Source organism: Roseiflexus sp. RS-1, from assembly GCF_000016665.1.
Taxonomy (GTDB): Bacteria; Chloroflexota; Chloroflexia; order Chloroflexales; family Roseiflexaceae; genus Roseiflexus.
Genome location: NC_009523.1, coordinates 2,318,708 through 2,340,375, shown reverse-complemented (window position 1 = coordinate 2,340,375; position 21,668 = coordinate 2,318,708). Strand labels below are relative to the sequence as shown.

Below are 21,668 nucleotides of genomic sequence, written 5' to 3'. Positions count from 1 at the left end.
ATGAAAGGGTCGTGCGCGCGGGGATCGCATTCACTTGCGGAATGCGCCGTGTTGTGGTATTATTTCGCGTGGGCCTCTAGCTCAATTGGCAGAGCAGTTGACTCTTAATCAATTGGTTCAGGGTTCGAGTCCCTGGAGGCCCACCACCTTCCTGTATCCCCTTACCCTTCAGCGCCTTTGCATTTCAGCCGGACGGATCGACGTACTGCTGCCTGTTGAAATAGAACACCGATGATCTGCGCGTCACATCGGTGTCAATCCGTGTACTATTTTCCATCCGTTACCAGACAAGATCAGCCTCAGGGGCGAATTACTCGCAACCCCAGATGCGCTTCATACCCGTCAAAGTCACTGTCGTGGTGCAGCAAAGGTACACGACTCTCAATGCACCAGGTTGCAATCAAACTATCTATCGTTTTGCGCACAGTGATGCCCTTGCGTCGCAACAGGCGAAAATTTCGGGCGCTCTTCAATGCCAGTGACGGATTGACCATAGACACCTGGCGGAATTTCTCCAATGCACGGCGGGCGCGCTCAAAGTCGGTATCATTGCGAAAACCCTGCAAGACTTCGGCCAGAATCAGGTCACCGACCAGGATAAGCTTCAAATCCAGGATGCGATCCAGGTAATCGGTTTGGGAAGAGGCAACGCCGTTGAAGTAATCAATCCAGATCGTGCTGTCCACCAGCAACATGCTCACTTCTCCAGACGCGATAAACGTTGCTGGTGCACATCCCCTTCCCACTCGAGCTGACCGCGCAAAGCACGGATTTCAGCCTGCTCATGCAGGCGAATCAGTGTTCGCAAGGCTTCATGAATCACTTCACGTTTGGTCTTGAGACCGGTCACCTGAAGCGCGCGCTGAATCAATTCATCATCCAGCACAATATTGGTACGCATAGGACACTCCTCTTGTGTATAGAAACTCGATTTTATGTGTATTATACACCCCCGTACTCAACGCCGCTCCAGCTGCTCCCACGCCTCCAGCACCAGCCGTCGCGTGCGGTATTCGCCGAACTGACGCAGTTCCTTCTCCTTCAGCACGCGAAAGGTTTCGCCGGGGAAGGTGCTGGCGGCGACGCGGGCGGCATACCCCGCCGGGTCGAGCGGGTCGCGCACCTCTTCCCACGGATCGAGGATGTCGGCAAGTTCGCGTTCGGTCAAATCCGCCGGGTCGAGGATGTAGCGCAGTTGCTTGCGCGTCAGACCGTAGAGCCGGGCGTAGTACGCATCGAGTTCGGCGCGCAGCACCGCGCGGCGGTCTTCGTCCCAGCGGAAGGGCGGGAAGGGGATGCCCTTCTGCGGGTTGGCTTCGATCTCCGGGTAAGCGCTGATCCAGGATGGCAGGCGCCATTCATGCCCGCCAGCAGCAATACGGTTCGCTTCCCACGCAGCATGGATGGCTGCCCGCAGTTCGTCATCGGCTTCGTTCCACACATCGTCGGCGAAGGGCTTGAGGTCCCAGGCGGTATAGGTCAGTTCCAGCACCCGCGGCACAATGAAGGCGAGATCGGCGGGGGTGTAGGCGGTGGGGGGAAGTGCGGCGACCTGCTCAAAGGTAGATTGCGGAATACTGGGTTGACTGAGGGACTGCCTCAAAAGGTAATCAAAAACCAGAGAATTATAGGTAGCACACAGAAGAGAGAGACCTGCGGCATCGGGACCCAGTGAGAGTATCCAACCATACGATGCCGGACCCCAGGGAATAATACTCGCAACGACAGTGCGCTCATTGGTATTGTTTGAAATACGCCTGTATCCCAGCAATCCTGTTACACAAGAGAGACGTAAGCGACCCATCCGTGTCTTGAAGTCATTTTGATCTACAAAGAATTGGGGTTCTACCAGAAAGCAAGCCTCCTGGAGTTGAGACAGGGATACGACTTGTAGATTACCCGAAGGTTGTGTGGCATACCGATGATTGAATTGAAACCCCAGCCTTCCTTCATACATCGGCAGGTAGATACTTCCATCCTTTATCAATCGATTCCCCACCAACCGATACCCCTGCTGCTCCAATTCTGCCCGTGTGCGGAAGAGGTGCGAGTCGTTGGACATATCGAACATGCGCAGGAAGCGCACGCCCCAGGGGTTTTCTCCCGTGTGTTCGTTAACCAACACCGGCACACGCCGATAGACGGCGCGAGTCAGGTCGGCATCTTGCCGGGTGCGGAAGACCGGCAGGGTGCGGGTGTTGGGGTTGATGCGGGCAATGTCGTCCGCTGTGAGGGTGAAAACACGGCGCGGGTCGCGCAGGTGATCGGCGTGGGTGGCAAAGAAGGCGAAGACCATCGGCGCCGCTTCGCGCACGCCGGCTGGCGTCGGTTGCCACGATCCTGCCAGGGTGAGGAGGCAGAACTTCATGCGGCTATCCACTGCCGGAAAGAGTCGCTGGCGGTTCTCAAAATCGAACAGACTTGCCAGTTGCCCCTTGTCTGCCAGATCGGCGAAGAAGAACTGGTTGGTCGCGTCGGTGGCGATGCCGGTGGGGACGATGATGCCCGCCCGCCCCCGGACGTTGAGCAGGCTACGCACCCGTTCGGCGAAGACCGAGTAGGTGTTGATGTCGCCGCGCCCGGTGAGGGGGTATTGTCCGCTGCCGCGCAGGAAGCGACTGGCGCTTTCGGCGGCATGCAGGGCGCGCTGATAGGCTTCCCACAGGGCGGGGTTGGTCTGCGGCAGGGCGGCGATCAGCCGTTTGCGGGCAGCGGCGTTGGCGGCGCGGGCAATCTGCGGGTCGCGGACGGCGAAGAACTCTTCTTCCTGCAATTTGATGCGCTCCCAGGGCGGGTTGCCCAGAACAACGTCGAAGCCTCCGCTCGCCGTTCCTCCTTGATGGGGCTGGGGGTGAAAAGCAAACACCTCCGGGAACTCCAGCGGCCAGTGGAAGAAGCGATGTTCGGCGGCGAGCGCCTGCGCTTCCCCCAGGAGGTTCGCTGCGATCGGTTGACCGGCAAGCACGCGGCGAATGGCATCGGTGGTGATGATCCGCTCCGGGTTCTGCGCGGGCGACGCGGGGGCGTCCGGCGCAGTCGGGCGGGGGTGAGGCGCGAGCGCCTGAAAAAACGCTGCCGTCCACAGATCGCAGGCGTTGCTCAACCGGCGCAGGTGCGGGTCGGTGCGCCACGCTTCGTAGGTTGCGCGTTTGCGATGCACCTGATCGGGGGTGTCGTCGCGGATGGTCTCGATGCGCCGCACCGTCTCTGCCAGCGGCGACAGATCGTGGTCGATCGGCGCGTCGAAGAGGGTGAGTTGCCCTTCCCGCTCGGTGCGGTTCCGGCGCTTGAGGTTTGCCGCCAGTTTGCGGTCATCGCCGACGACCGGCGCAAAGGCGTCATCAGGCAGCCCCTCGCGCAACGCTTCCAGGTCGAGAACCCCCACCAGCGAGTCGCCGCATTTGATCCGATGGTCGAGGAAGGTGAGCGGCTTCCCTTCGGCGTGCGATTCGAGCCAGAGCGCCACCCGCGCCAGTTCAACCGCCAGCGGGTTCCGGTCTACGCCGTAGATGCAGTGCGCAACCACGTCGCGGATCGCCTCGCGCACCCGCTCCGGGGCGGGTTCGTCTTCGCCGGTGCGGATGCGCGCCAGTTCCTTCCCCAGACGACGGGCGGCGGCGAGCAGAAAATGGCCGCTGCCGCATGCCGGATCGAGCACGTTGAGCGCGAGCAACGCCGCTTCCTTTTCCCGCGCCGTTCGACACGGGCGCAACCGTTCCTCCAACACCGGCGCCAGCGCGCTCTGCACCAGTTCGTTCACCAGTGACGGCGGCGTGTAGTACGAGCCGGTCGCTTTCCGTTCCGAGCCGAAGGTCAACACAAAGGTCGGGCGACCGCGCGTATCGAAGGTGATGGCGGGGTGGTAATCGAGCAGGCTCTCGTACACCGAACCGAGTTCCTCCGTATCCAGCGCGGCGTAGTTGACGCGGCGCGGCGGCGCATCCCCCTCGCGGTAGAACGCCAGATGCCAGAAGGCGCGCAGCAGGTCGCGGTTGGCGATGCTGGCGTCGTCCAATTCCTGATGGGCAAAGAGTTCGCCATTGAGCGGCGGCGCATCCAGCAGGCGCGCCATGCGCTCATCGGTCAGCACCAGCCACAGCGCGCGCAACGACAGCCACAGGTCGTCGTGATCGGTGTAGGCAGTGCGGCGCGTACACAGGCGGCGCAGGCGACCCACGCCGTAGTGATCGCGGTAGAGCGGGTCGCCGCCCATCAATCCGCGCTCTTCCGCCGTCAGCAGGAAGAGCAGGCGATAGACCAGGCGCAACAACTGGTGGTAGAGCGCATCCGCACCCTCGCCCTGGCGCTGAACATGCTCAGCGTGAACCGCTTCCGACGGAGAAGAGGAAGCGGTCGCCCCCTCGCCGCGCCAGGTCTGGAGCGTCGCGCGCAGCGCAACCGAAGCGGGATGGCGCAAAAAGCCATTCGCCAGGATCACAATCGCCTGTTCCACCCCATCGCGCAGGCGCTCGCGCACCCGCCCGCCCTGCTCGACTGCCTGCTGATAGTAGGTCTCCAGCAGGCAATCGGCGGGAGCGCGCCCGTCAGACGGCAGGCGGGTGCGGTGCAGCAGGCGGTAGAGCAGCACAAAATCGGCAAACCGCCCCTCATCGGCGAAGATCGCCGCCAGATCAAACTCGACATACGCCTGGCGGCGCACAAACGTCGAATTGCGCAGCAGGCGCAGCGTGCGCCCGTTGGTGACGATTCCCCACAGCGCCTCAGAGCGATTGAGGTACTCCTGAACCAGGGCGTGCGGCGACAGGCGCGGGCGCGCGGCAGGAGCGACGCGCCCCAACTCCTGGCGACAACCGACAATGTGAACCGGAACAGGCGCTTCTGCGCCAGCATGATCCTGCGACTGATCGGCGCCGAGCGCATGAGAAATGGGGAACGGCGCGCCGTCCACCTCCAGCGCGCGCGAATTGAAGCGCAGATCATAGCCGAGCAGCCGCAGAAACGGGATCACCCAGAACTCACGGGTCGCAGAGGTCGCCGGATCATCGGCGGGAAGACGCTCCAGACGGTTCTGAAACACCTGCCAGAGCGCGCGGGCGTCGTTGAACGCCGCAGCGATTTCACCGGTCAGGCTGCGACCGGGCGGAAGACGAAAATCCGGCGGCTTCTGCCCCGGCAGATCGGCGGTGGTCAGCGCCTCGATCAGGTCGGGACTGAACAACCCGCCCTCAAGACGTAACGACGGATAGATCGAAGATGGTATCGCCATAGTCGGTGTACGAAACGTCCATCCGGCATCGTCAGAAACGGCGCAACCGCTGATCGCCGGTCGGGGAGCGGCGGATCCGCCTGCCGAACCGTCCTGCCCGGACGCACAGATTTGCGTCCACATGTTGCGCGCCCATCATCCTAAAGCACGCCGATCCGTTTTGTCAACGGACGCTTATCAAACGTTTCTTGCCCCTGATCCGAATCTTCGCTATAATGACACTCCGTACTGGAGAAACCGTCGAAATGCACTGGACGCGACGAACCGGAGAGAACACAGGTCAGAGGCGCCAATGACGGAAGTCGTTCACCTGCATATGCCAGAAGAAGCGCGCGCGACGCAATCACGCGACGCCACGCCGCGCGAACGCCGCTATTATGTCTGGACGGTCGGCTGCCAGATGAACGTTTCGGACTCGGAACGGCTCGAAGCCGCGCTGCAGGGTGTCGGCTACGCGCCTGCCGAACGTCCTGAAGACGCGAGTTTCATTGTGCTCAACTCATGCAGCGTGCGCGCCTCGGCGGAAGAGCGCATCCTGGGCAAACTGAGCGAGGTGCAACGCCTCAAACGCAAGCACCCGGACACAAAAGTGGTGCTCTGGGGGTGCATGGTCGGTCCTGGCAATCAATCGATCTTCCAGAGCCGCCTGCCCATGGTCGACCATTTTGTGTCGCCATCGGCTGTCGACGAAGTGCTGGCGCTGGCGCCGAACCCGATCTACCAGCTTGAAGAGCCGGCGCTGCCGGTGGCGCGCTGGGATCATCCGCCGGTATCGGTGCATGTGCCGATCCAGTACGGCTGCAACATGTCGTGCTCATTCTGCGTCATCCCGCTGCGCCGTGGGCGCGAGCGCAGCCGTCCGCTCGACGAGATCGTCGAGGAGTGCCGCCGGATTGTGGCGCGTGGCGCAAAAGAGATCACATTGCTGGGGCAGATCGTCGACTCGTGGGGGCACGATCTTCCGGGGCGCCCCGATCTGGCGGATCTGTTGCGCGCCGTTCACGACATCCCCGGTTTGCTGCGACTGCGCTTTCTGACCTCGCACCCGGCGTGGATGACCGACCGCCTGATTGCGGCAGTGGCGGAACTGCCGCGCTGCATGCCGGACATCAACCTGCCGGTGCAGGCAGGCGATGATGCGCTGCTCAAGATCATGCGCCGCGGGTACACGGTGCAACGCTACCGCGACCTGATTGCAAAAATCCGCGATGCCATCCCCGATGTGTCGCTGACCACCGATGTGATCGTCGGGCATCCCGGTGAGACGCGCGAACGTTTCGAGGGGACGAAGCGCCTGCTGGAAGACATCCGCTTCGACAAGGTGCACATTGCGGCATTCTCGTCGCGCCCCGGCACACGCGCTGCCGACATGGAACTCGACCCGACGCTGGCGGTTCCCGAAGGTGAGAAACAACTGCGGCGCATCGAACTTGAGCGTCTCCAGGAACAGATCGCTGCCGAACGCAATGCGCGCTTCCTGCATCAGACCGTCGAGGTGCTGGTCGAAGGCGAACACAAGGGCAAGTGGCGCGGGCGCACACCCGGCAACAAACTGGTGTTCTTCAGCGACCCGGACGACTGGACAGGACGCCTGGCACGGGTGATCATCACCCACACCGGTCCCTGGTCGCTCCAGGGTGTGCTGGCGCGGTCAGATGAGACGTTTGCGCGCGTCAACGGCGCGCTGCATGCCGTTGCTGCGGCGAATGGAGCGGCAGTCTGATGGAAACCCTGCATCCGCCGGCGCCGCGTCTTCCGCTTCCTGGTGCACCACGCGCCGCGATTGGCGCCCTGGTTGCAGACCTGCTGATCGCAATCGGCATGGCGCTGATCCTCAGCGTTGCAGTGGTCGGCGTGATGATCGGATTGCGCGCCGCGCAGACCGGTCTTGATGTCAATGCCCTCGGTCAACTGAATCCGCAGGAGATCACGCGGCTGATCGGCGTCGATGGGATGCTGACGCTGCTCCTGCTGCAAAATCTCGTCTTCATTGGCGTCGCGGTCATACGAGTGCGGGCGCTGCGGCGCGAACCGCTCGCGGTGCTGGGGTTCAGCGCGCCGCAACCGCTGCGTCTGGCGCTGTTCGGCGTCGGGTTGGGAGTGCTGGCGCTCTTCGTGAATGGCATTGTCGGCATGATCTTCGTCAGTGCTGGCATTCGTCAGAACCAGGCGGCGCTCTATCCGTTGTTTCCCGGCGATTATCTGGGGCAGGCATTGTTTTTTGTCGGGGCGGCAATCCTGGCGCCGATCGGTGAAGAAGTGTTGTTCCGCGGCTACCTCTTCGGCTCCCTCCGCCGGCTTGCAGGTGACTCACGTGCAGGCATCGTCATCGCCTACGGCGTCAGCGCACTGGTATTCGCCCTGGCGCACTCGCTGGCAGCCAGCGAAGGGGTGATTGCGCTGCTCGTTCCGTCGTTCCTGATCGGTCTGGTGTTCGCCTGGGGATTTGATCGCAGCGGCAGTTTGCTTCCCGGCATCGTCGCGCACGCGCTGAATAACAGTATCGCATTTGCGGCATTACTGACATGCATCAACAATCCGGGCGTATGCCCGCAGGTGTGACAAGGAGATGACATTGACAAAGCAGGACGAAAAATTTCGCTTGCAACGCCGGTTGCAGAACCAGGCAGTTGAACTGGCGGTCAACAACCGCTGGGAAGAAGCGGTACAGGTCAACCAGAAGTTGATCAGCCTCGCCGAAACGACCGAAACGTACAATCGGCTCGGCAAGGCATACTTCGAGTTGGGGCGTCTGGCGGAAGCGCGCGACGCCTACCGCAATGCGCTGCGGCTCACTCCGAACAACCGCATTGCGCGCAGAAATCTCGAGCGCATCGAAGAACTGCTGGCGCGTTCGGCATCCCTTTCCGGCGGGCTGAAAGCCGGGCGACAACTCGTTGATCTGCGGTTGTTCATCACCGAAGTCGGCAAAACCGCGCTCACATCGCTGATCGACGTCCAGCGCGGACCGGCGCTCGCGGCGGTTGTCACGGGCGAGAAAGTCGAACTGCGTCCTGAAGGGCGGGGTGTGGCGGTCTACGATATGTCGGGCGCGCTGATCGGACGCATCGAGCCAAAACTGGCGCAACGCCTGAATGAACTGATGGCGGGCGGCAACCGCTACATCGCTGCTGTCGCCCACATCGACGGGCGGCAGGTACGGATTATCATCCGTGAGATCTATCAGTCGCCATCACAGCGCGGTCGGGTCTCCTTCCCCGGCAAACTGAGCGAAAGCGCCCTGCGTGGCGGGTTCATCAGCGGTGCACAGTTCGACGAATTTGGTGAGGAGTTGCTTGAGGAAGAAGAGGGCGTCGAGGTGCGCGAAGAGGTGGAAGAAGAGGTCTTTGGCGGCGAAGAGGAGGAGCTCGGTCTGGAAGAGATCGAGCCAGACATCGGCGACGAGGACGATCTGATCGAAGAATGAACCATATGCCTATGCCCATGTAGCGCTGCCGTACTATTGCTTCTGCGTTGCTCCTCATCTATACTGGAACTGGATGTGCGTCGCGCCATCCAGTTCTTTCTTTGTTGCCATGCCTCTCGCCTGTCGCCTGATGGAGAGGAAGCGTTATGGAAGCGCGAATCGACGAAAAAGGCAAATTCTTTACGCCGCGAATCACGAAGGACGCCGTTACCGCTTTCGTGCGCACTGCCGGCAAAATTATCGTCGGCTCGGTCTATGTGCGTCCTGGCAATCGTCTCACCGATGAACTGAACAACGATCCATCGTCCTTCCTCCCCATCACCGACGTGCGCGTGTACGACGCCGACGATGAACGTTTTCAGTTTCAGTCATCGTTCATTCTGGCAGCGTACCGCGAGATTCTGCTGATCAGCGAACTCGACGCCCTGGCAACCATCCGCGACGTTCCGTGGAATGCACCGTCCGCCGAACCCACGCCGTTGATCCGTGAAGATGACGATCTCGGCGTCCACATCAACGAACGCGGGAAGTATTTCACTGTGCGCACCCCGAAGGATGCCGTGCTTTGCGCAGTGCGCGGCGGCGACCTGGCAGTGCTGGGGTACCTGTACGTCCGTCCAGACCGGCGCCTGAAAGACGAATTGAACGACGAGCAGGCGCGCTATCTGCCAATGACCGATGTGCGTGTCTTCCGCGTCAGCGACAATATGCTGCTGTACCATGCCAGTTTCCTGCTCATTGGTCGCCACGCGATCGACATTGTCGCGCCGATCGATGCCGTCACCGGCGCCAGCAATGTTCCGTGGCTGCCCATTCGCTCGACGGAGGGAGAGGGATGAGTTTCTTTTCGCAGCAATTCGCCGGCAAGCAGCAGGCTGCCTCACCTTCCGGCGCATCCGGCAGCGTCTCTGTCCCGCCTGAACCTGCGTCAATCGAGGAAACCGGTCTCAGCATGGGGTTTCTGAACGACCTGGTGCTGAAGGTGGTCTACTTCCACGGCAATATCACCGGGCAGCAGATTGCCGAGGTGACCAAACTGCCGTTCTTCGGCGTGCTCGACAAGGTGCTGGAGTTCCTCAAACTCGAAGAGTATGTCGATATTGTCGGTGCGCAGGGCGGGTTCAACGAACGCTCCTTCCAGTATGTCATCGCCACCAAAGGGCGCCTGAAAGTCCACGAAGTGCTGGATCGATCCCAGTACGCCGGACCTGCCCCCGTGCCGCTTGATCAGTATATCGCCATGGTGCATCGCCAGTCGGTCGGCGATATGGTGGTGGACGCCAAAACCGTGCGCCAGGCGTTTGCCCATCTCGTCGTCAGCGACCGCATGCTCGACCGCATCGGTCCGGCGGCAAACTCAGCCCGTTCGCTGTTCCTCTACGGTCCTCCCGGCAACGGCAAAACGACGATAGCCGAAGGGATCGCCAACATGCTTGGCGGTCACGTCCTGATCCCATATGCGGTCGAGGTCGATGGGCAGATCATCAAGGTGTTCGATCCGCTCAATCATCAACTGATCGAGCAACCGGCAACCGCCGCCGCCCGCGAACCGGCTGTCAACTTCGAGGGGCGTCCGGTGGTCGATTCGCCCCTCCCCGACCGGCGCTGGCTGGTCTGTAAACGACCGCGGGTAATGGTCGGCGGCGAGTTGATCCTGGAACAGCTCGAACTGATCTTCGATCCTATCGCAAAAGTGTATGAAGCGCCGTACCAGATGAAAGCCAACGGCGGGTTGTTCCTGATCGACGACTTTGGTCGCCAGAAATGCCGCCCGCAAGACCTGCTCAACCGCTGGATCGTGCCGCTGGAAAAGAAAGTCGATTTTCTCGCCCTTCAGACCGGCAAGAAAATCCAGGTGCCGTTCGATGTGCTGATCGTCTTCTCGACCAACCTTTCGCCGCAGGACCTGGTCGATGACGCTTTCCTGCGGCGCATCCGCCACAAGATCGAAGTGCCGAACCCGTCGCCGGAAGAGTTTCGCGCCATCTTTCAGCGCGTGGCGAAAGCGAAGAATATTCCCTACAGCGACGAAGGCTTGCGCTATCTCATCCTGGAACGCTACAAGCGCGACGGGCGCGACCTGCGATCGTGCCACCCGCGCGACCTGTGCGACCAGATCCTGGACGAAGCGAAATACCGCGGCATACCGCCGTCGATGTCGCGCGAATTGCTTGATCGCGCCTATGATGCGTACTTTGTGAAACTCTCATAGCGTCGGAGCATCAACCATGTCGTTACTGAAACGAATTGGCGGTTCCCAACCGCAATCAACCGAGCCTTCCACCGCCGTAAGCGCGCCGACAGGTGCGCCAGCGAGCGCGCCGGACAACGCAGCGACGCCGCGTGCGACAGTGACCTCGTCCGGCGGTGACGTGTCGCAGCAGCGGATGCTGGAACTGTCGCTCTGGATTGTTGATCGCATTCTGAGTTCGCTCGGCAATCAGCAGGAACTCAAGCGCTCCCCCGAAATGGAGCGGCAACTCCAGGAAAAATTCACTCTGGCGTACCGGCAGAGCGGCGTGAACCTGACCGATGAGCAAACCAGGCAACTCTACGATATGGTGATGGACGAGTTGTTCGGGTTCGGACCTATCGAGCCGCTGCTCCGCGACGACAGCATCTCTGAGGTGATGGTGAACGGACCGCGTTCGGTGTATGTCGAACAGAAGGGCAAACTGACCCTGACGTCGGTGCGATTCGCCAACGATGAGCATGTGTTGAAAGTCATCGACCGCATTATTCGCCCGTTGGGGCGACGCATCGACCGCAAGTGGCCGATGGTGGACGCGCGCCTCCCCGATGGTTCGCGCGTCAATGCGATCATTCCGCCGTGCGCCATCGATGGTCCGTCGATCACCATCCGCAAGTTCGCCAAGAAGAAACTGACGGTCGAGGACCTGATCCGCTTCGGCTCGATGACGCCCGAAATGGCGGAGTTCCTGCGCGCGTGCGTCGTCAGCCGCCTGAACATTATCGTCGCCGGAGGCACCGGCTCCGGTAAAACGACGTTGCTCAATGTTCTGTCGAACTTCATCCCACCCGACGAGCGCATTGTCACGATCGAAGACAGCGCAGAATTGAAACTGGCGCAGGAACATGTGGTGCGGCTCGAGTCGAAACCGCCGGAGATCGATGGCACCGGGCGCGTGACGATCAATGACCTGGTGATCAACTCGTTGCGTATGCGCCCGGAACGGATCGTTATCGGCGAGTGCCGCGGCGGCGAAACCATGGCGATGCTCCAGGCAATGAACACCGGTCACGACGGTTCGCTCTCGACCCTGCACGCCAACTCGCCGCGCGACGCAATCGCCCGTATGGAGACGATGGCGATGATGGCGGGGATGGACATACCGCTGCGGGTCATCCGTGAGCAGATCGCTTCCGCAATCGACCTGATCGTGCAGCAGACTCGCCTGGAAGATGGAAGCCGTAAAATCGCCTACATCACCGAGGTGCAGGGCATGGAAGGCGATGTGGTGGTGTTGCAGGATATTTTCGTCCTCCAGATTCTCGGCAAGACGCCTGAAGGCAAGATCATCAGCGAACTGCGTCCCACCGGCACACGCCCGCGCTTTACGCCGCGACTCGAAGCGCATGGTTTCAAACTGCCGCCTTCGATCTTCGGCGCTACTGTTCCTGGCCAGAAGCGTCCGTGGTAACGACGGCGCTATGTGCTGCGGCGGCTCCGCGCCAGCGCCAGCGCATACACGTCGCGCGCGCCGCCTGCACGCAGCGCCTGCGCACAGGCATTGACCGTCGCTCCGGTGGTGAGCACGTCGTCAACCAGCACGACGCGCGCTGGCGGCGGCGGACCTTGCCACACGAATGCACCGGCGACATTCTCGATACGACCGGGCGTGTCGAGCAGCGCCTGCTGCCTGGTCGCTCTGATCCGCACCAGCGGTCCCACAATGACCGGCAGACCTGTCACCCCGGCGACTTCACGCGCCAGCAGTTCCGCCTGATTGAACCCACGTTCCGCCAGACGGTGCGGGTGGAGCGGCACAGGGATGAGTGCATCACAGGGGAGCGGATGCGCGCGCAGATGGTCTGCCAGCAGTGCGCCGAGCGGACGCGCCATACGTTGCCGGCTGCGGTATTTGAGCTGGTGCACCGCCTGACGAAGCGCACCATCGAACACATACGCCACCTGCACCCCGGTCAACTGATCGGCAACCCGCGGCAGATCGCCATCATACGCCACCAGGCGACGACGGCACGCATCGCACAGCAGCGCCCCCAATTGACCACATCCGACGCAGCGATCCGGCAGAAGCAGGCTAAGAAGGTGATCGATCCATCTGAACAGCATCATAGCGTTCCCTGCGCAGAGCATATCGCCAGAACGATACACCCCCGCGCCGGACAACGCCATCACCCGTTGGTCTCGTCAGCATCCGACGCTCTACCTCTTCCCGGTGAGGTACCGGACTCCTGGGGCGATGCCGAATCTGTGGTAGAGATGGAGAACGAAATGATAATTGTTGGGGAATGATAGCCGATAGCCGATAGCTGATAGCCGATAGCCGATGGGGGTCTCCGATAGAGTTCGTGTTACGCAGGCGGGCTTCGCATTCCATAGCCGAGGGCTTATGGTCTTTGAATAAATAATCCGGTATAGCCCGCGCAGGCGGGCTTTGCCCTGGTTAGCCGAGGGCTTCAGCCCCACGGCTAGCGCAGTATAGCGGATTTAATTTTCAATCTCCATCAGCCCGATGGCTCGTGCGGCATACCGGATTATATGCTCAATCTCCATCAGCCCCACGGCAAGGGGCGCGTAACGGTTTATATTCCTTGAATTTTCATTAGCCCGACGGCACGAGGCGCATACACCAGATTATAGCATTTCTCAGATACGTTGACCCCTGTCCGGGTCTGCCATGTCGCACAAGATGCCCGCGTCCAGCGGAGTGTAGACCGAAATTTTTTCGGCCACTGCGTGGGGAGCGCGCTGGTGATTGCGGTCGCTCCAGCAGTGTTCAACCCTGTCCAACAGGTTCAACCTTTGTGAGAACTGCTTAACAGACACTATCGGCGGATCAGGCAGCGCCTGCCAGAGCGACTTACGGAACTCTTCAATGCTGATGGCAACATCACGAAGAATAGCGCGCAGCGACCCCGGCGGTACGATCTTCCCCTGGTGAACGGGAAATCATGCGTTTCTTATCCGCCTCTCGCCACATATGCAGGTGACTGCCCTTTTGCCGTTTCTTCACGAAACCAGCGCGCTCCAGTGCCCGAATCAACTCCTGGCAATCTATGCGAGGAAGCTTCTCACTCATACGGCTACCGGCACGGAGAGACGGGTAATGAACACCGGCTCGCGTTCCACCGGGACAGGTTCACCATCCTCAAGCATACTATGCAGATGGAGTTCAAGTGCTTCCAGGATGTTCGTACGAGCTTCATCTACGGTATCGGCAAACGTGTGGCAACCGGGCAGAGCAGGGACGTAGGCGTGGAAGCCTTGCTCATCAGGTTCAATCACAACGGTAAAGCTATAGATCGTCATTTCGTACCACCCACTACAGAATATTGATGAATACCCGGACGCAATTGCAGCGCTTTTCGTCCATGACGGAGTACTTGAGTTGGGGGAAAACATCTCAGGACGTTCTCCTGAGCGCTGCCCAACGGACCACGCTTCAGCCGCCGCCGTGATACGCCACTTCCCAAAGCCTTAAGCGACAAAGCTTATGCCAGGCCTGCATGGAGGGAAAACCGCCGAAGGCGGTCGGTCTGCACGCGCCGATTGAGCGCAATGGCACGCTGGAGCGAGACACTGCACGCTGGCGCGTTCGCGGACAGCTGTGACCAGCCGCCGATTGGGCGCAATGACACGCTGGAGCAGGACACCTTTGCCCGAAGAACGCCTTTTTCTCTTCTGGCAAAGTGCGGACGATACTGCACATCTCGTGAATTTATTACAGCACGCATGCCAGAACCGCGCGCCCGCGTCGGTCGATGAGCGCGCGATACTGCACATCTCGTGAATTTATTACAGCACGCATCCAGTCAAGACACCATTGCCTGAACACCCTCCGACCTCCGCGCCCCTCAGCAGGCAAGTCCACACATCCAGACCACGCCCCTTCGCCTGAAGCATGCCCCTCCTGTAAGGACGAATCGCCGATTCATCCCAACCCACACCGACCAGCTACCCCTGCCAGCCCAACCCCTTGCCTTTCCCGCGCCATGCCAGGCAAAACCATACTCAGGTCGGCACTCCGCCAGGGAGCAGGAGCGGGCAAAGATGGCCAGCAAACCTGTACAGGCGAAAGATTTTGGTTCATTTTCAAGGTTCATCCCATCCATCTGCGCCCAACGGACTGCACTCCAGCCGCATGGGTAGCAGCCAGGAAGTATAGTTTCATCCGCCACAAAACACTCCAGATGCTGCGCCTCAGTCTTTCGCACTGCCTGCGCGCTGTTCCTTTGATATGAGAAAAGAGAGCGCAGGAGAGAGGAAAGAGAGAGTATTGCAGTGCGCTTCAATGCGCCAGGGTCGATGAAATTATCTCTCTCCTCACGAAATCGATGTGGAGGTGAAATCGATGTGGGGACGAATGATTATTCGCCCCCACAAAGTTTCAGTGCTCTTCAACGAGCCGAAATTGCTGAAATGATCCGACGCGGGGCGCGCTGGTGCAACAACGCGCAGAGTTTCAGTGCTCTTCAACGAGCCGAAATTGCTGAAATCTCCGTCATCAGACGTTGAAAACTCGTAGTCAGCGAGTTTCAGTGCTCTTCAACGAGCCGAAATTGCTGAAATCTCAAGTGCTACACGAGAGGAATCAACGATGCCCAGTTTCAGTGCTCTTCAACGAGCCGAAATTGCTGAAATTGGAAGGTTCACGTGATCTCCTCCTACGTCTCTCTGTTTCAGTGCTCTTCAACGAGCCGAAATTGCTGAAATGCTGCTCCAGCGCAAGCGCCAGCGTATCGACCAACAGGTTTCAGTGCTCTTCAACGAGCCGAAATTGCTGAAATATCGGCGGAGTTGAGTTGAGCGGGCGCAACGCCCAGGTTTCAGTGCTCTTCAACGAGCCGAAATTGCTGAAATCTGCCCGAATTCTACTGCCAGCGCGTTCCGGTCGAGGTTTCAGTGCTCTTCAACGAGCCGAAATTGCTGAAATTCGTGCTGGTTTTGTCCGTACCGGTCTGCCCGCAGCCGTTTCAGTGCTCTTCAACGAGCCGAAATTGCTGAAATTCCGTCAAGCCCACTTCCCGCGCAACTGTCGCCCAGGTTTCAGTGCTCTTCAACGAGCCGAAATTGCTGAAATTGGTCGCCTCCTACCGTGAGTTTGTGTCGCGGAAGGAGTTTCAGTGCTCTTCAACGAGCCGAAATTGCTGAAATCGCCTACGCCAGCGCAAAGCCCAACTCTCTCAAAACTAGTTTCAGTGCTCTTCAACGAGCCGAAATTGCTGAAATATAGCGCCCCGACTGGGGGCGCTATCAGTGTTTCAGGGTTTCAGTGCTCTTCAACGAGCCGAAATTGCTGAAATCGATGTGTCGTTTGAGTTCGTACTCCCCTCGCCAGGTTTCAGTGCTCTTCAACGAGCCGAAATTGCTGAAATCGGTACGGCGTGCCGGGCGACGGTACAGCCCTGCCGTTTCAGTGCTCTTCAACGAGTCGAAATTGCTGAAATGTCTGGTGGGGCGCTCTAACAGGGGCAGAACTTACTTTGTTTCAGTGCTCTTCAACGAGCCGAAATTGCTGAAATCTGAACTCAGGGATGTGGCGATCGAACTGGTGATCCGTTTCAGTGCTCTTCAACGAGCCGAAATTGCTGAAATTCATTCGCAGCGTGGCGCGGGAGCTGGCGGCGACGGACGTTTCAGTGCTCTTCAACGAGCCGAAATTGCTGAAATCTTGATCTTGCTCCAGCACCGGCAGCGCCAACTCAGGTTTCAGTGCTCTTCAACGAGCCGAAATTGCTGAAATCGTATTGGTTGGAGGTGCAGTCCGGGAGTCTGTGGGTTTCAGTGCTCTTCAACGAGCCGAAATTGCTGAAATAGTACCAGCCAGTGATGATCTCGAGGATTAGCGGACCGTTTCAGTGCTCTTCAACGAGCCGAAATTGCTGAAATCAGATCTCCGCTGCCGTCCACAACAGCATCATCGAGGTTTCAGTGCTCTTCAACGAGCCGAAATTGCTGAAATCGCGGCGGGTGCGTCTGGACATACGTGATCTCTTCAGGTTTCAGTGCTCTTCAACGAGCCGAAATTGCTGAAATCCTGACCCGCAACCGTTTGCCTTGTACGGCTTCAGGTTTCAGTGCTCTTCAACGAGCCGAAATTGCTGAAATACAGATCATGCTCTGTCGGCAACGGAAACCGAAGGGCTGTTTCAGTGCTCTTCAACGAGCCGAAATTGCTGAAATGCGAAGCACTCAAGGCGTTGCAAGCCATCTTCGGGCGTTTCAGTGCTCTTCAACGAGCCGAAATTGCTGAAATCTGTAGGCGTGTGATGGTCGTCTATCACTACTGGTGTTTCAGTGCTCTTCAACGAGCCGAAATTGCCGAAATCGCCGCACCCGTTTGCGGTCTACGCGCGCTGGACAGAGTTTCAGTACTCTTCAACGAGTCGAAATTGCCGAAATGCGCATCTGCCGCCGGACGCGCCGCTCGACCGCCACGCGGTTTCAGTACTCTTCAACGAGTCGAAATTGCCGAAATTGGACGTTTTCATTCCGATCTTCGAGCGCGTATCGCGTTTCAGTACTCTTCAACGAGTCGAAATTGCCGAAATGAACGCCGACTACGCCGCAATGGAACAGCGCATCGGTTTCAGTACTCTTCAACGAGTCGAAATTGCCGAAATGCTCAGTTCGCAGTGCAGTTTCTTCGCCAGACCGACGTTTCAGTACTCTTCAACGAGTCGAAATTGCCGAAATATTTATTCAACCGATCGCCAACGACGTTTTGGCGAGTTTCAGTACTCTTCAACGAGTCGAAATTGCCGAAATGAGAAGCGCGACGCAGAGCGCAAAGCGGAACTGGAAGAGGTTTCAGTACTCTTCAACGAGTCGAAATTGCCGAAATAAGCGCTGCTGTACAAAGCGCTGCGGCTGCAATCGCGTTTCAGTACTCTTCAACGAGTCGAAATTGCCGAAATGATGGTGTACTTCTTCATCTTCTTCGACCTCGTGAGTTTCAGTACTCTTCAACGAGTCGAAATTGCCGAAATCGCGACCGACGGGCGGCGGAGTGGTGGTTCCAACTGTTTCAGTACTCTTCAACGAGTCGAAATTGCCGAAATGGTTCGGCGTGATCGACACGCGCATCGACGCCTTCGCGTTTCAGTACTCTTCAACGAGTCGAAATTGCCGAAATCGGCGCGCCGATGTTGTTCGACCAGTTGGTCGCCGCCGTTTCAGTACTCTTCAACGAGTCGAAATTGCCGAAATCAACGATGCGCAAGCGGTCGCGGAGTTGATGCTGAGTTTCAGTACTCTTCAACGAGTCGAAATTGCCGAAATCGGGCGCGTCGGGCACTTGACGCGCTTCGGTGTTGAGTTTCAGTACTCTTCAACGAGTCGAAATTGCCGAAATCGTGCTGCCGGAGGCGCGGTTGACGCCGATCGTCGCGTTTCAGTACTCTTCAACGAGTCGAAATTGCCGAAATGCGATCCAGCGCCAGGCGATGAACCATCCTTGTCAGTTTCAGTACTCTTCAACGAGTCGAAATTGCCGAAATCGCGGCTGGGCGAAACGCTGCTGTACGTCGCCAACGTTTCAGTACTCTTCAACGAGTCGAAATTGCCGAAATCGCCTACGCGGTGTTGAAGGCGCGCGTGATGCTGCGGTTTCAGTACTCTTCAACGAGTCGAAATTGCCGAAATATGATGCCCCGGCGCGTGCTTGATGAGTTAGTCGGGAGTTTCAGTACTCTTCAACGAGTCGAAATTGCCGAAATGCGATCCGTCGCTTGCCCGCCTTTTGACTTCGACCGTTTCAGTACTCTTCAACGAGTCGAAATTGCCGAAATGCGAAGAAGCCCGTCACCATCATCCGAAATAGCGACCGGTTTCAGTAGACATCATCAAGATTTAGTGATATACTATTTTTGTACAATCTGAAAATGGAGAAAAACGATGTGTAAGTATCGATCCATTATCGAAAATCCGGAGAAATTACGCTCTATGACCGGACTGACCGTTGAAGAGTTCCACGCGCTGGTTCCGATCTTCCACGCCGCATTTGAAGCGTATATGAAACGTCGCACGATTGATGGCCGCGTCCGATATTGTCGTCGCTACGTCTCGTATGCAAACTCGCCGCTTCCGACAACAGAAGATAAATTGCTCTTTATTTTGACCTACTTAAAACAAAACCCAACGCAAGTGATGCACGGACACCTCTTTCAAATGAGCCAATCAAACGTAAGCAAATGGGTGCATCTTTTGCACGGAGCGCTGAACTATGCGCTTTCACAGCAAAATCTCCTGCCTGCGCGCACTGCCGACGACCTGGCGAGGCGATTGCAGGAAGAACCGTCGTGTGAAGAACCGTCGTGTGAAGAACCGTCGTGTGAAGAACCGTCGTGTGAAGAACCGTCGTGTGAAGAACCGTCGTGTGAAGAACCGTCGTGTGAAGAACCGTCGCATGCGACAAAAGCGCCCCCCTTTTTATCCATGACGGCGTAGAACGTCCCATTCGCCGTCCAAGCGACAAAGTCGACCGGGAGTTGTATTACAGCGGTAAGAAGAAACGACATACGCTTAAGAACGTTCTCATCATTGATGAGTTTGGCTCTATTCACTTTTTGAGTGACACCTACGAAGGAAGGGTCCACGATAAATGTATTGCGGATGAAGCGGGATACACCCTTCCAAACGCGAGCATTCTCTATCAAGACGCCGGATTTCAAGGATTTACCCTGCCTGGCGTCCAGATTATGCAGCCAAAGAAGAAGCCGCGCAATGGAACCCTCACGCCGCAGGAAAAGGAGGAAAACCGGCGTATCTCATCCGTTCGCGTTCGTATTGAACATGTTATCGGCGATATCAAGCGGTATCGAATCATTCACGACATTATCCGCTTCAGTTGTTCCGAATTTCGGGATATGGTCATGGAAACATGTTGCGGGCTGCATAACTTCCGAATTTGGCTGAAACGCAAAAAGCAGTCCAAAAATCAAAACGAATCTTGATGAAGTCTAGTACTCTTCAACGAGTCGAAATTGCCGAAATGTTGCAGGTGGTTCAGGTGATGCGACGTCGCTGCAGTTTCAGTACTCTTCAACGAGTCGAAATTGCCGAAATACCGTATGCGCTGTACGGCTATCGCGGCTATAGATCGTTTCAGTACTCTTCAACGAGTCGAAATTGCCGAAATTTTGGCGCGCAAGCGAGTCGCTGCGGGTTTCTGGCGTTTCAGTACTCTTCAACGAGTCGAAATTGCCGAAATGCGACAATCTCGATAACCGTATAATCACTGTCGTCGCCGTTTCAGTACTCTTCAACGAGTCGAAATTGCCGAAATCAAGAGATGGTGTTCATAGACTACCTTCCTCCCCTGTTTCAGTACTCTTCAACGAGTCGAAATTGCCGAAATCAAATCCTTTCTACCTCGCCAGCGCCCACACGCAGCGTTTCAGTACTCTTCAACGAGTCGAAATTGCCGAAATCGCAACCCGCTGGAACGAACTGGCGGACGAGGCTGAAGTTTCAGTACTCTTCAACGAGTCGAAATTGCCGAAATTCAATTCGTACCGTCCTTTCTGAGATGTCGTACTCGGTTTCAGTACTCTTCAACGAGTCGAAATTGCCGAAATTGTACGAAAAAGCGGGGCGTTTCCGGTATAATAAGAAGTTTCAGTACTCTTCAACGAGTCGAAATTGCCGAAATACGGACGAACGGGTATTCTACCGGCTGTACGACGGAGTTTCAGTACTCTTCAACGAGTCGAAATTGCCGAAATGCACGTGGTTTGATGAGAAAATCGGCGCGGAAGTGACGTTTCAGTACTCTTCAACGAGTCGAAATTGCCGAAATTCACCGGTGACACCAACTACGAGGTCGTCACCTTCGACGTTTCAGTACTCTTCAACGAGTCGAAATTGCCGAAATTCGTTGACGCGGCGCGTCGCTTGACAATCCCGACGTAGTTTCAGTACTCTTCAACGAGTCGAAATTGCCGAAATCTCCATTCCCCGGCATCCACGTCGCCGACGGCGTGAGTTTCAGTACTCTTCAACGAGTCGAAATTGCCGAAATTATTCGATGTGCTGCGCACGCCTTCGTCCGCGTGCGTTTCAGTACTCTTCAACGAGTCGAAATTGCCGAAATTGCTGGAACTTGACGAGTGGTTGAGTCAGTATGAGGAGTTTCAGTACTCTTCAACGAGTCGAAATTGCCGAAATCAGACAGCGATATTCAGTATCGCATTCTCCGCTACGGTTTCAGTACTCTTCAACGAGTCGAAATTGCCGAAATGATAATCGTCGTCGGGTACGCATCGGAGCGCACCGACGTTTCAGTACTCTTCAACGAGTCGAAATTGCCGAAATTTACCGTCCCAGTTCCTAACGCCTTCCCATATCCGATGTTTCAGTACTCTTCAACGAGTCGAAATTGCCGAAATTCCGCCTCGAAGAGGAGGGAGACGCCGCCTGCTCCTGTTTCAGTACTCTTCAACGAGTCGAAATTGCCGAAATCGTCGTCATCCTCGCCTGGGCGCTGCGCGAGTTTGCGTTTCAGTACTCTTCAACGAGTCGAAATTGCCGAAATCTTCGCCGCCTTCGGCGAGATGCTGCCTCTGCCGCGAGTTTCAGTACTCTTCAACGAGTCGAAATTGCCGAAATCGATTGCGGGCGCGGTAATCAAGAAGGCGGAAGCGGTTTCAGTACTCTTCAACGAGTCGAAATTGCCGAAATCATTGAGATAACCGCGCGCAAGCGCTACTACACACGTTTCAGTACTCTTCAACGAGTCGAAATTGCCGAAATCTATCTCTATCGCAATGCGGCGATTGAACGTACTGAGGTTTCAGTACTCTTCAACG

At 57.7% G+C, this 21,668-nt stretch carries 13 protein-coding genes, 1 tRNA gene and 2 CRISPR repeat arrays (1 of these 16 cut by a window edge); of the genes, 8 read left to right on the top strand and 6 right to left on the bottom strand.

Going from position 1 to position 21,668, the window contains the following annotated elements; all coding sequences use genetic code 11:
• Positions 1–70: 70 nt before the first annotated feature.
• Positions 71–146, top strand: a tRNA-Lys gene (locus tag ROSERS_RS09770).
• 153 nt (positions 147–299) lie between these two features.
• Here the strand turns inward: ROSERS_RS09770 and vapC are convergent.
• The 3 genes from vapC to ROSERS_RS09755 are packed head-to-tail and all read right to left on the bottom strand — an operon-like array spanning position 300 to position 5,227.
• Complete coding sequence (gene vapC, locus ROSERS_RS09765; protein ID WP_011956619.1) at positions 300–695, bottom strand: type II toxin-antitoxin system VapC family toxin; 396 nt, start codon at positions 693–695, stop codon at positions 300–302.
• A gap of 2 nt (positions 696–697) precedes the next feature.
• A complete protein-coding gene (locus tag ROSERS_RS09760) occupies positions 698–901 on the bottom strand; it encodes a type II toxin-antitoxin system VapB family antitoxin (protein ID WP_011956618.1) in 204 nt (67 codons plus the stop codon).
• Between the two features lie 57 nt (positions 902–958).
• Positions 959–5,227, bottom strand: a complete 4,269-nt coding sequence (locus ROSERS_RS09755; RefSeq protein ID WP_011956617.1) for an Eco57I restriction-modification methylase domain-containing protein — start codon at positions 5,225–5,227, stop codon at positions 959–961.
• 316 nt (positions 5,228–5,543) lie between these two features.
• Between ROSERS_RS09755 and ROSERS_RS09750 the strand changes: the two genes are divergently transcribed.
• The 6 genes from ROSERS_RS09750 (at position 5,544) to ROSERS_RS09725 (ending at position 12,316) form a co-directional block, all read left to right on the top strand.
• Entirely contained in the window at positions 5,544–6,950 is a 1,407-nt protein-coding gene (locus tag ROSERS_RS09750; protein ID WP_232282846.1) for a MiaB/RimO family radical SAM methylthiotransferase, read from the top strand.
• Complete coding sequence (locus ROSERS_RS09745; protein WP_011956615.1) at positions 6,950–7,789, top strand: CPBP family intramembrane glutamic endopeptidase; 840 nt, start codon at positions 6,950–6,952, stop codon at positions 7,787–7,789. The genes ROSERS_RS09750 and ROSERS_RS09745 overlap by 1 nt, the downstream gene beginning before the upstream one ends.
• A 7-nt stretch (positions 7,790–7,796) precedes the next feature.
• Entirely contained in the window at positions 7,797–8,654 is an 858-nt protein-coding gene (locus ROSERS_RS09740) for a tetratricopeptide repeat protein (protein ID WP_011956614.1), read from the top strand.
• A 146-nt stretch (positions 8,655–8,800) separates the two neighbouring features.
• Positions 8,801–9,493: a DUF6812 domain-containing protein gene (locus ROSERS_RS09735; protein WP_011956613.1), complete on the top strand. Its 693-nt coding sequence runs from the start codon at positions 8,801–8,803 to the stop codon at positions 9,491–9,493.
• The gene (locus ROSERS_RS09730; protein WP_011956612.1) at positions 9,490–10,866 is read left to right on the top strand and encodes an AAA family ATPase; all 1,377 of its coding nucleotides are present in this window, start codon (positions 9,490–9,492) and stop codon (positions 10,864–10,866) included. The genes ROSERS_RS09735 and ROSERS_RS09730 overlap by 4 nt, the downstream gene beginning before the upstream one ends.
• A gap of 16 nt (positions 10,867–10,882) precedes the next feature.
• A complete protein-coding gene (locus tag ROSERS_RS09725) occupies positions 10,883–12,316 on the top strand; it encodes a CpaF family protein (RefSeq protein ID WP_011956611.1) in 1,434 nt (477 codons plus the stop codon).
• A gap of 8 nt (positions 12,317–12,324) precedes the next feature.
• Here ROSERS_RS09725 and ROSERS_RS09720 read toward each other — a convergent pair whose 3' ends face one another.
• From ROSERS_RS09720 to ROSERS_RS09715, 3 genes are all read right to left on the bottom strand, one after another.
• Positions 12,325–12,972 (bottom strand): ComF family protein, encoded by a 648-nt coding sequence (locus tag ROSERS_RS09720; RefSeq protein ID WP_011956610.1) that lies wholly within the window; start codon positions 12,970–12,972, stop codon positions 12,325–12,327.
• A gap of 778 nt (positions 12,973–13,750) precedes the next feature.
• Entirely contained in the window at positions 13,751–13,939 is a 189-nt protein-coding gene (locus ROSERS_RS27365; RefSeq protein ID WP_083763284.1) for a type II toxin-antitoxin system HicA family toxin, read from the bottom strand.
• A complete protein-coding gene (locus ROSERS_RS09715; RefSeq protein ID WP_041333414.1) occupies positions 13,936–14,169 on the bottom strand; it encodes a type II toxin-antitoxin system HicB family antitoxin in 234 nt (77 codons plus the stop codon). Before ROSERS_RS09715 ends, ROSERS_RS27365 begins: the two co-directional genes overlap by 4 nt.
• 1,075 nt (positions 14,170–15,244) lie before the next feature.
• Positions 15,245–18,650: a CRISPR direct-repeat array (repeat unit 37 nt; unit sequence GTTTCAGTACTCTTCAACGAGTCGAAATTGCCGAAAT).
• A 106-nt stretch (positions 18,651–18,756) separates the two neighbouring features.
• Here ROSERS_RS09715 and ROSERS_RS24915 point away from each other — a divergent pair.
• Positions 18,757–19,814, top strand: a protein-coding gene (locus ROSERS_RS24915) for an IS5-like element ISRfsp3 family transposase (protein WP_085979421.1) whose coding sequence is annotated in 2 segments (ribosomal slippage) — positions 18,757–19,288 and positions 19,288–19,814 — 1,059 coding nt in all. Because the reading frame shifts where the segments join, the coding sequence is not laid out codon by codon here.
• Positions 19,815–19,816: 2 nt separating this feature from the next.
• Positions 19,817–21,668: direct repeats of the CRISPR family, unit length 37 nt; unit sequence GTTTCAGTACTCTTCAACGAGTCGAAATTGCCGAAAT; it runs 1,992 nt beyond the window's last position.

What these genes read in the sequence shown, in the direction of transcription:
- vapC (WP_011956619.1), bottom strand. Translation starts at nt 695, where the DNA reads ATGTTGCTGGTGGACAGCACGATCTGGATTGATTACTTCAACGGCGTT.
- ROSERS_RS09760 (WP_011956618.1), bottom strand. Translation starts at nt 901, where the DNA reads ATGCGTACCAATATTGTGCTGGATGATGAATTGATTCAGCGCGCGCTT.
- ROSERS_RS09755 (WP_011956617.1), bottom strand. Translation starts at nt 5,227, where the DNA reads ATGGCGATACCATCTTCGATCTATCCGTCGTTACGTCTTGAGGGCGGG.
- ROSERS_RS09750 (WP_232282846.1), top strand. Translation starts at nt 5,544, where the DNA reads ATGCCAGAAGAAGCGCGCGCGACGCAATCACGCGACGCCACGCCGCGC.
- ROSERS_RS09745 (WP_011956615.1), top strand. Translation starts at nt 6,950, where the DNA reads ATGGAAACCCTGCATCCGCCGGCGCCGCGTCTTCCGCTTCCTGGTGCA.
- ROSERS_RS09740 (WP_011956614.1), top strand. Translation starts at nt 7,797, where the DNA reads ATGACATTGACAAAGCAGGACGAAAAATTTCGCTTGCAACGCCGGTTG.
- ROSERS_RS09735 (WP_011956613.1), top strand. Translation starts at nt 8,801, where the DNA reads ATGGAAGCGCGAATCGACGAAAAAGGCAAATTCTTTACGCCGCGAATC.
- ROSERS_RS09730 (WP_011956612.1), top strand. Translation starts at nt 9,490, where the DNA reads ATGAGTTTCTTTTCGCAGCAATTCGCCGGCAAGCAGCAGGCTGCCTCA.
- ROSERS_RS09725 (WP_011956611.1), top strand. Translation starts at nt 10,883, where the DNA reads ATGTCGTTACTGAAACGAATTGGCGGTTCCCAACCGCAATCAACCGAG.
- ROSERS_RS09720 (WP_011956610.1), bottom strand. Translation starts at nt 12,972, where the DNA reads ATGATGCTGTTCAGATGGATCGATCACCTTCTTAGCCTGCTTCTGCCG.
- ROSERS_RS27365 (WP_083763284.1), bottom strand. Translation starts at nt 13,939, where the DNA reads ATGAGTGAGAAGCTTCCTCGCATAGATTGCCAGGAGTTGATTCGGGCA.
- ROSERS_RS09715 (WP_041333414.1), bottom strand. Translation starts at nt 14,169, where the DNA reads ATGACGATCTATAGCTTTACCGTTGTGATTGAACCTGATGAGCAAGGC.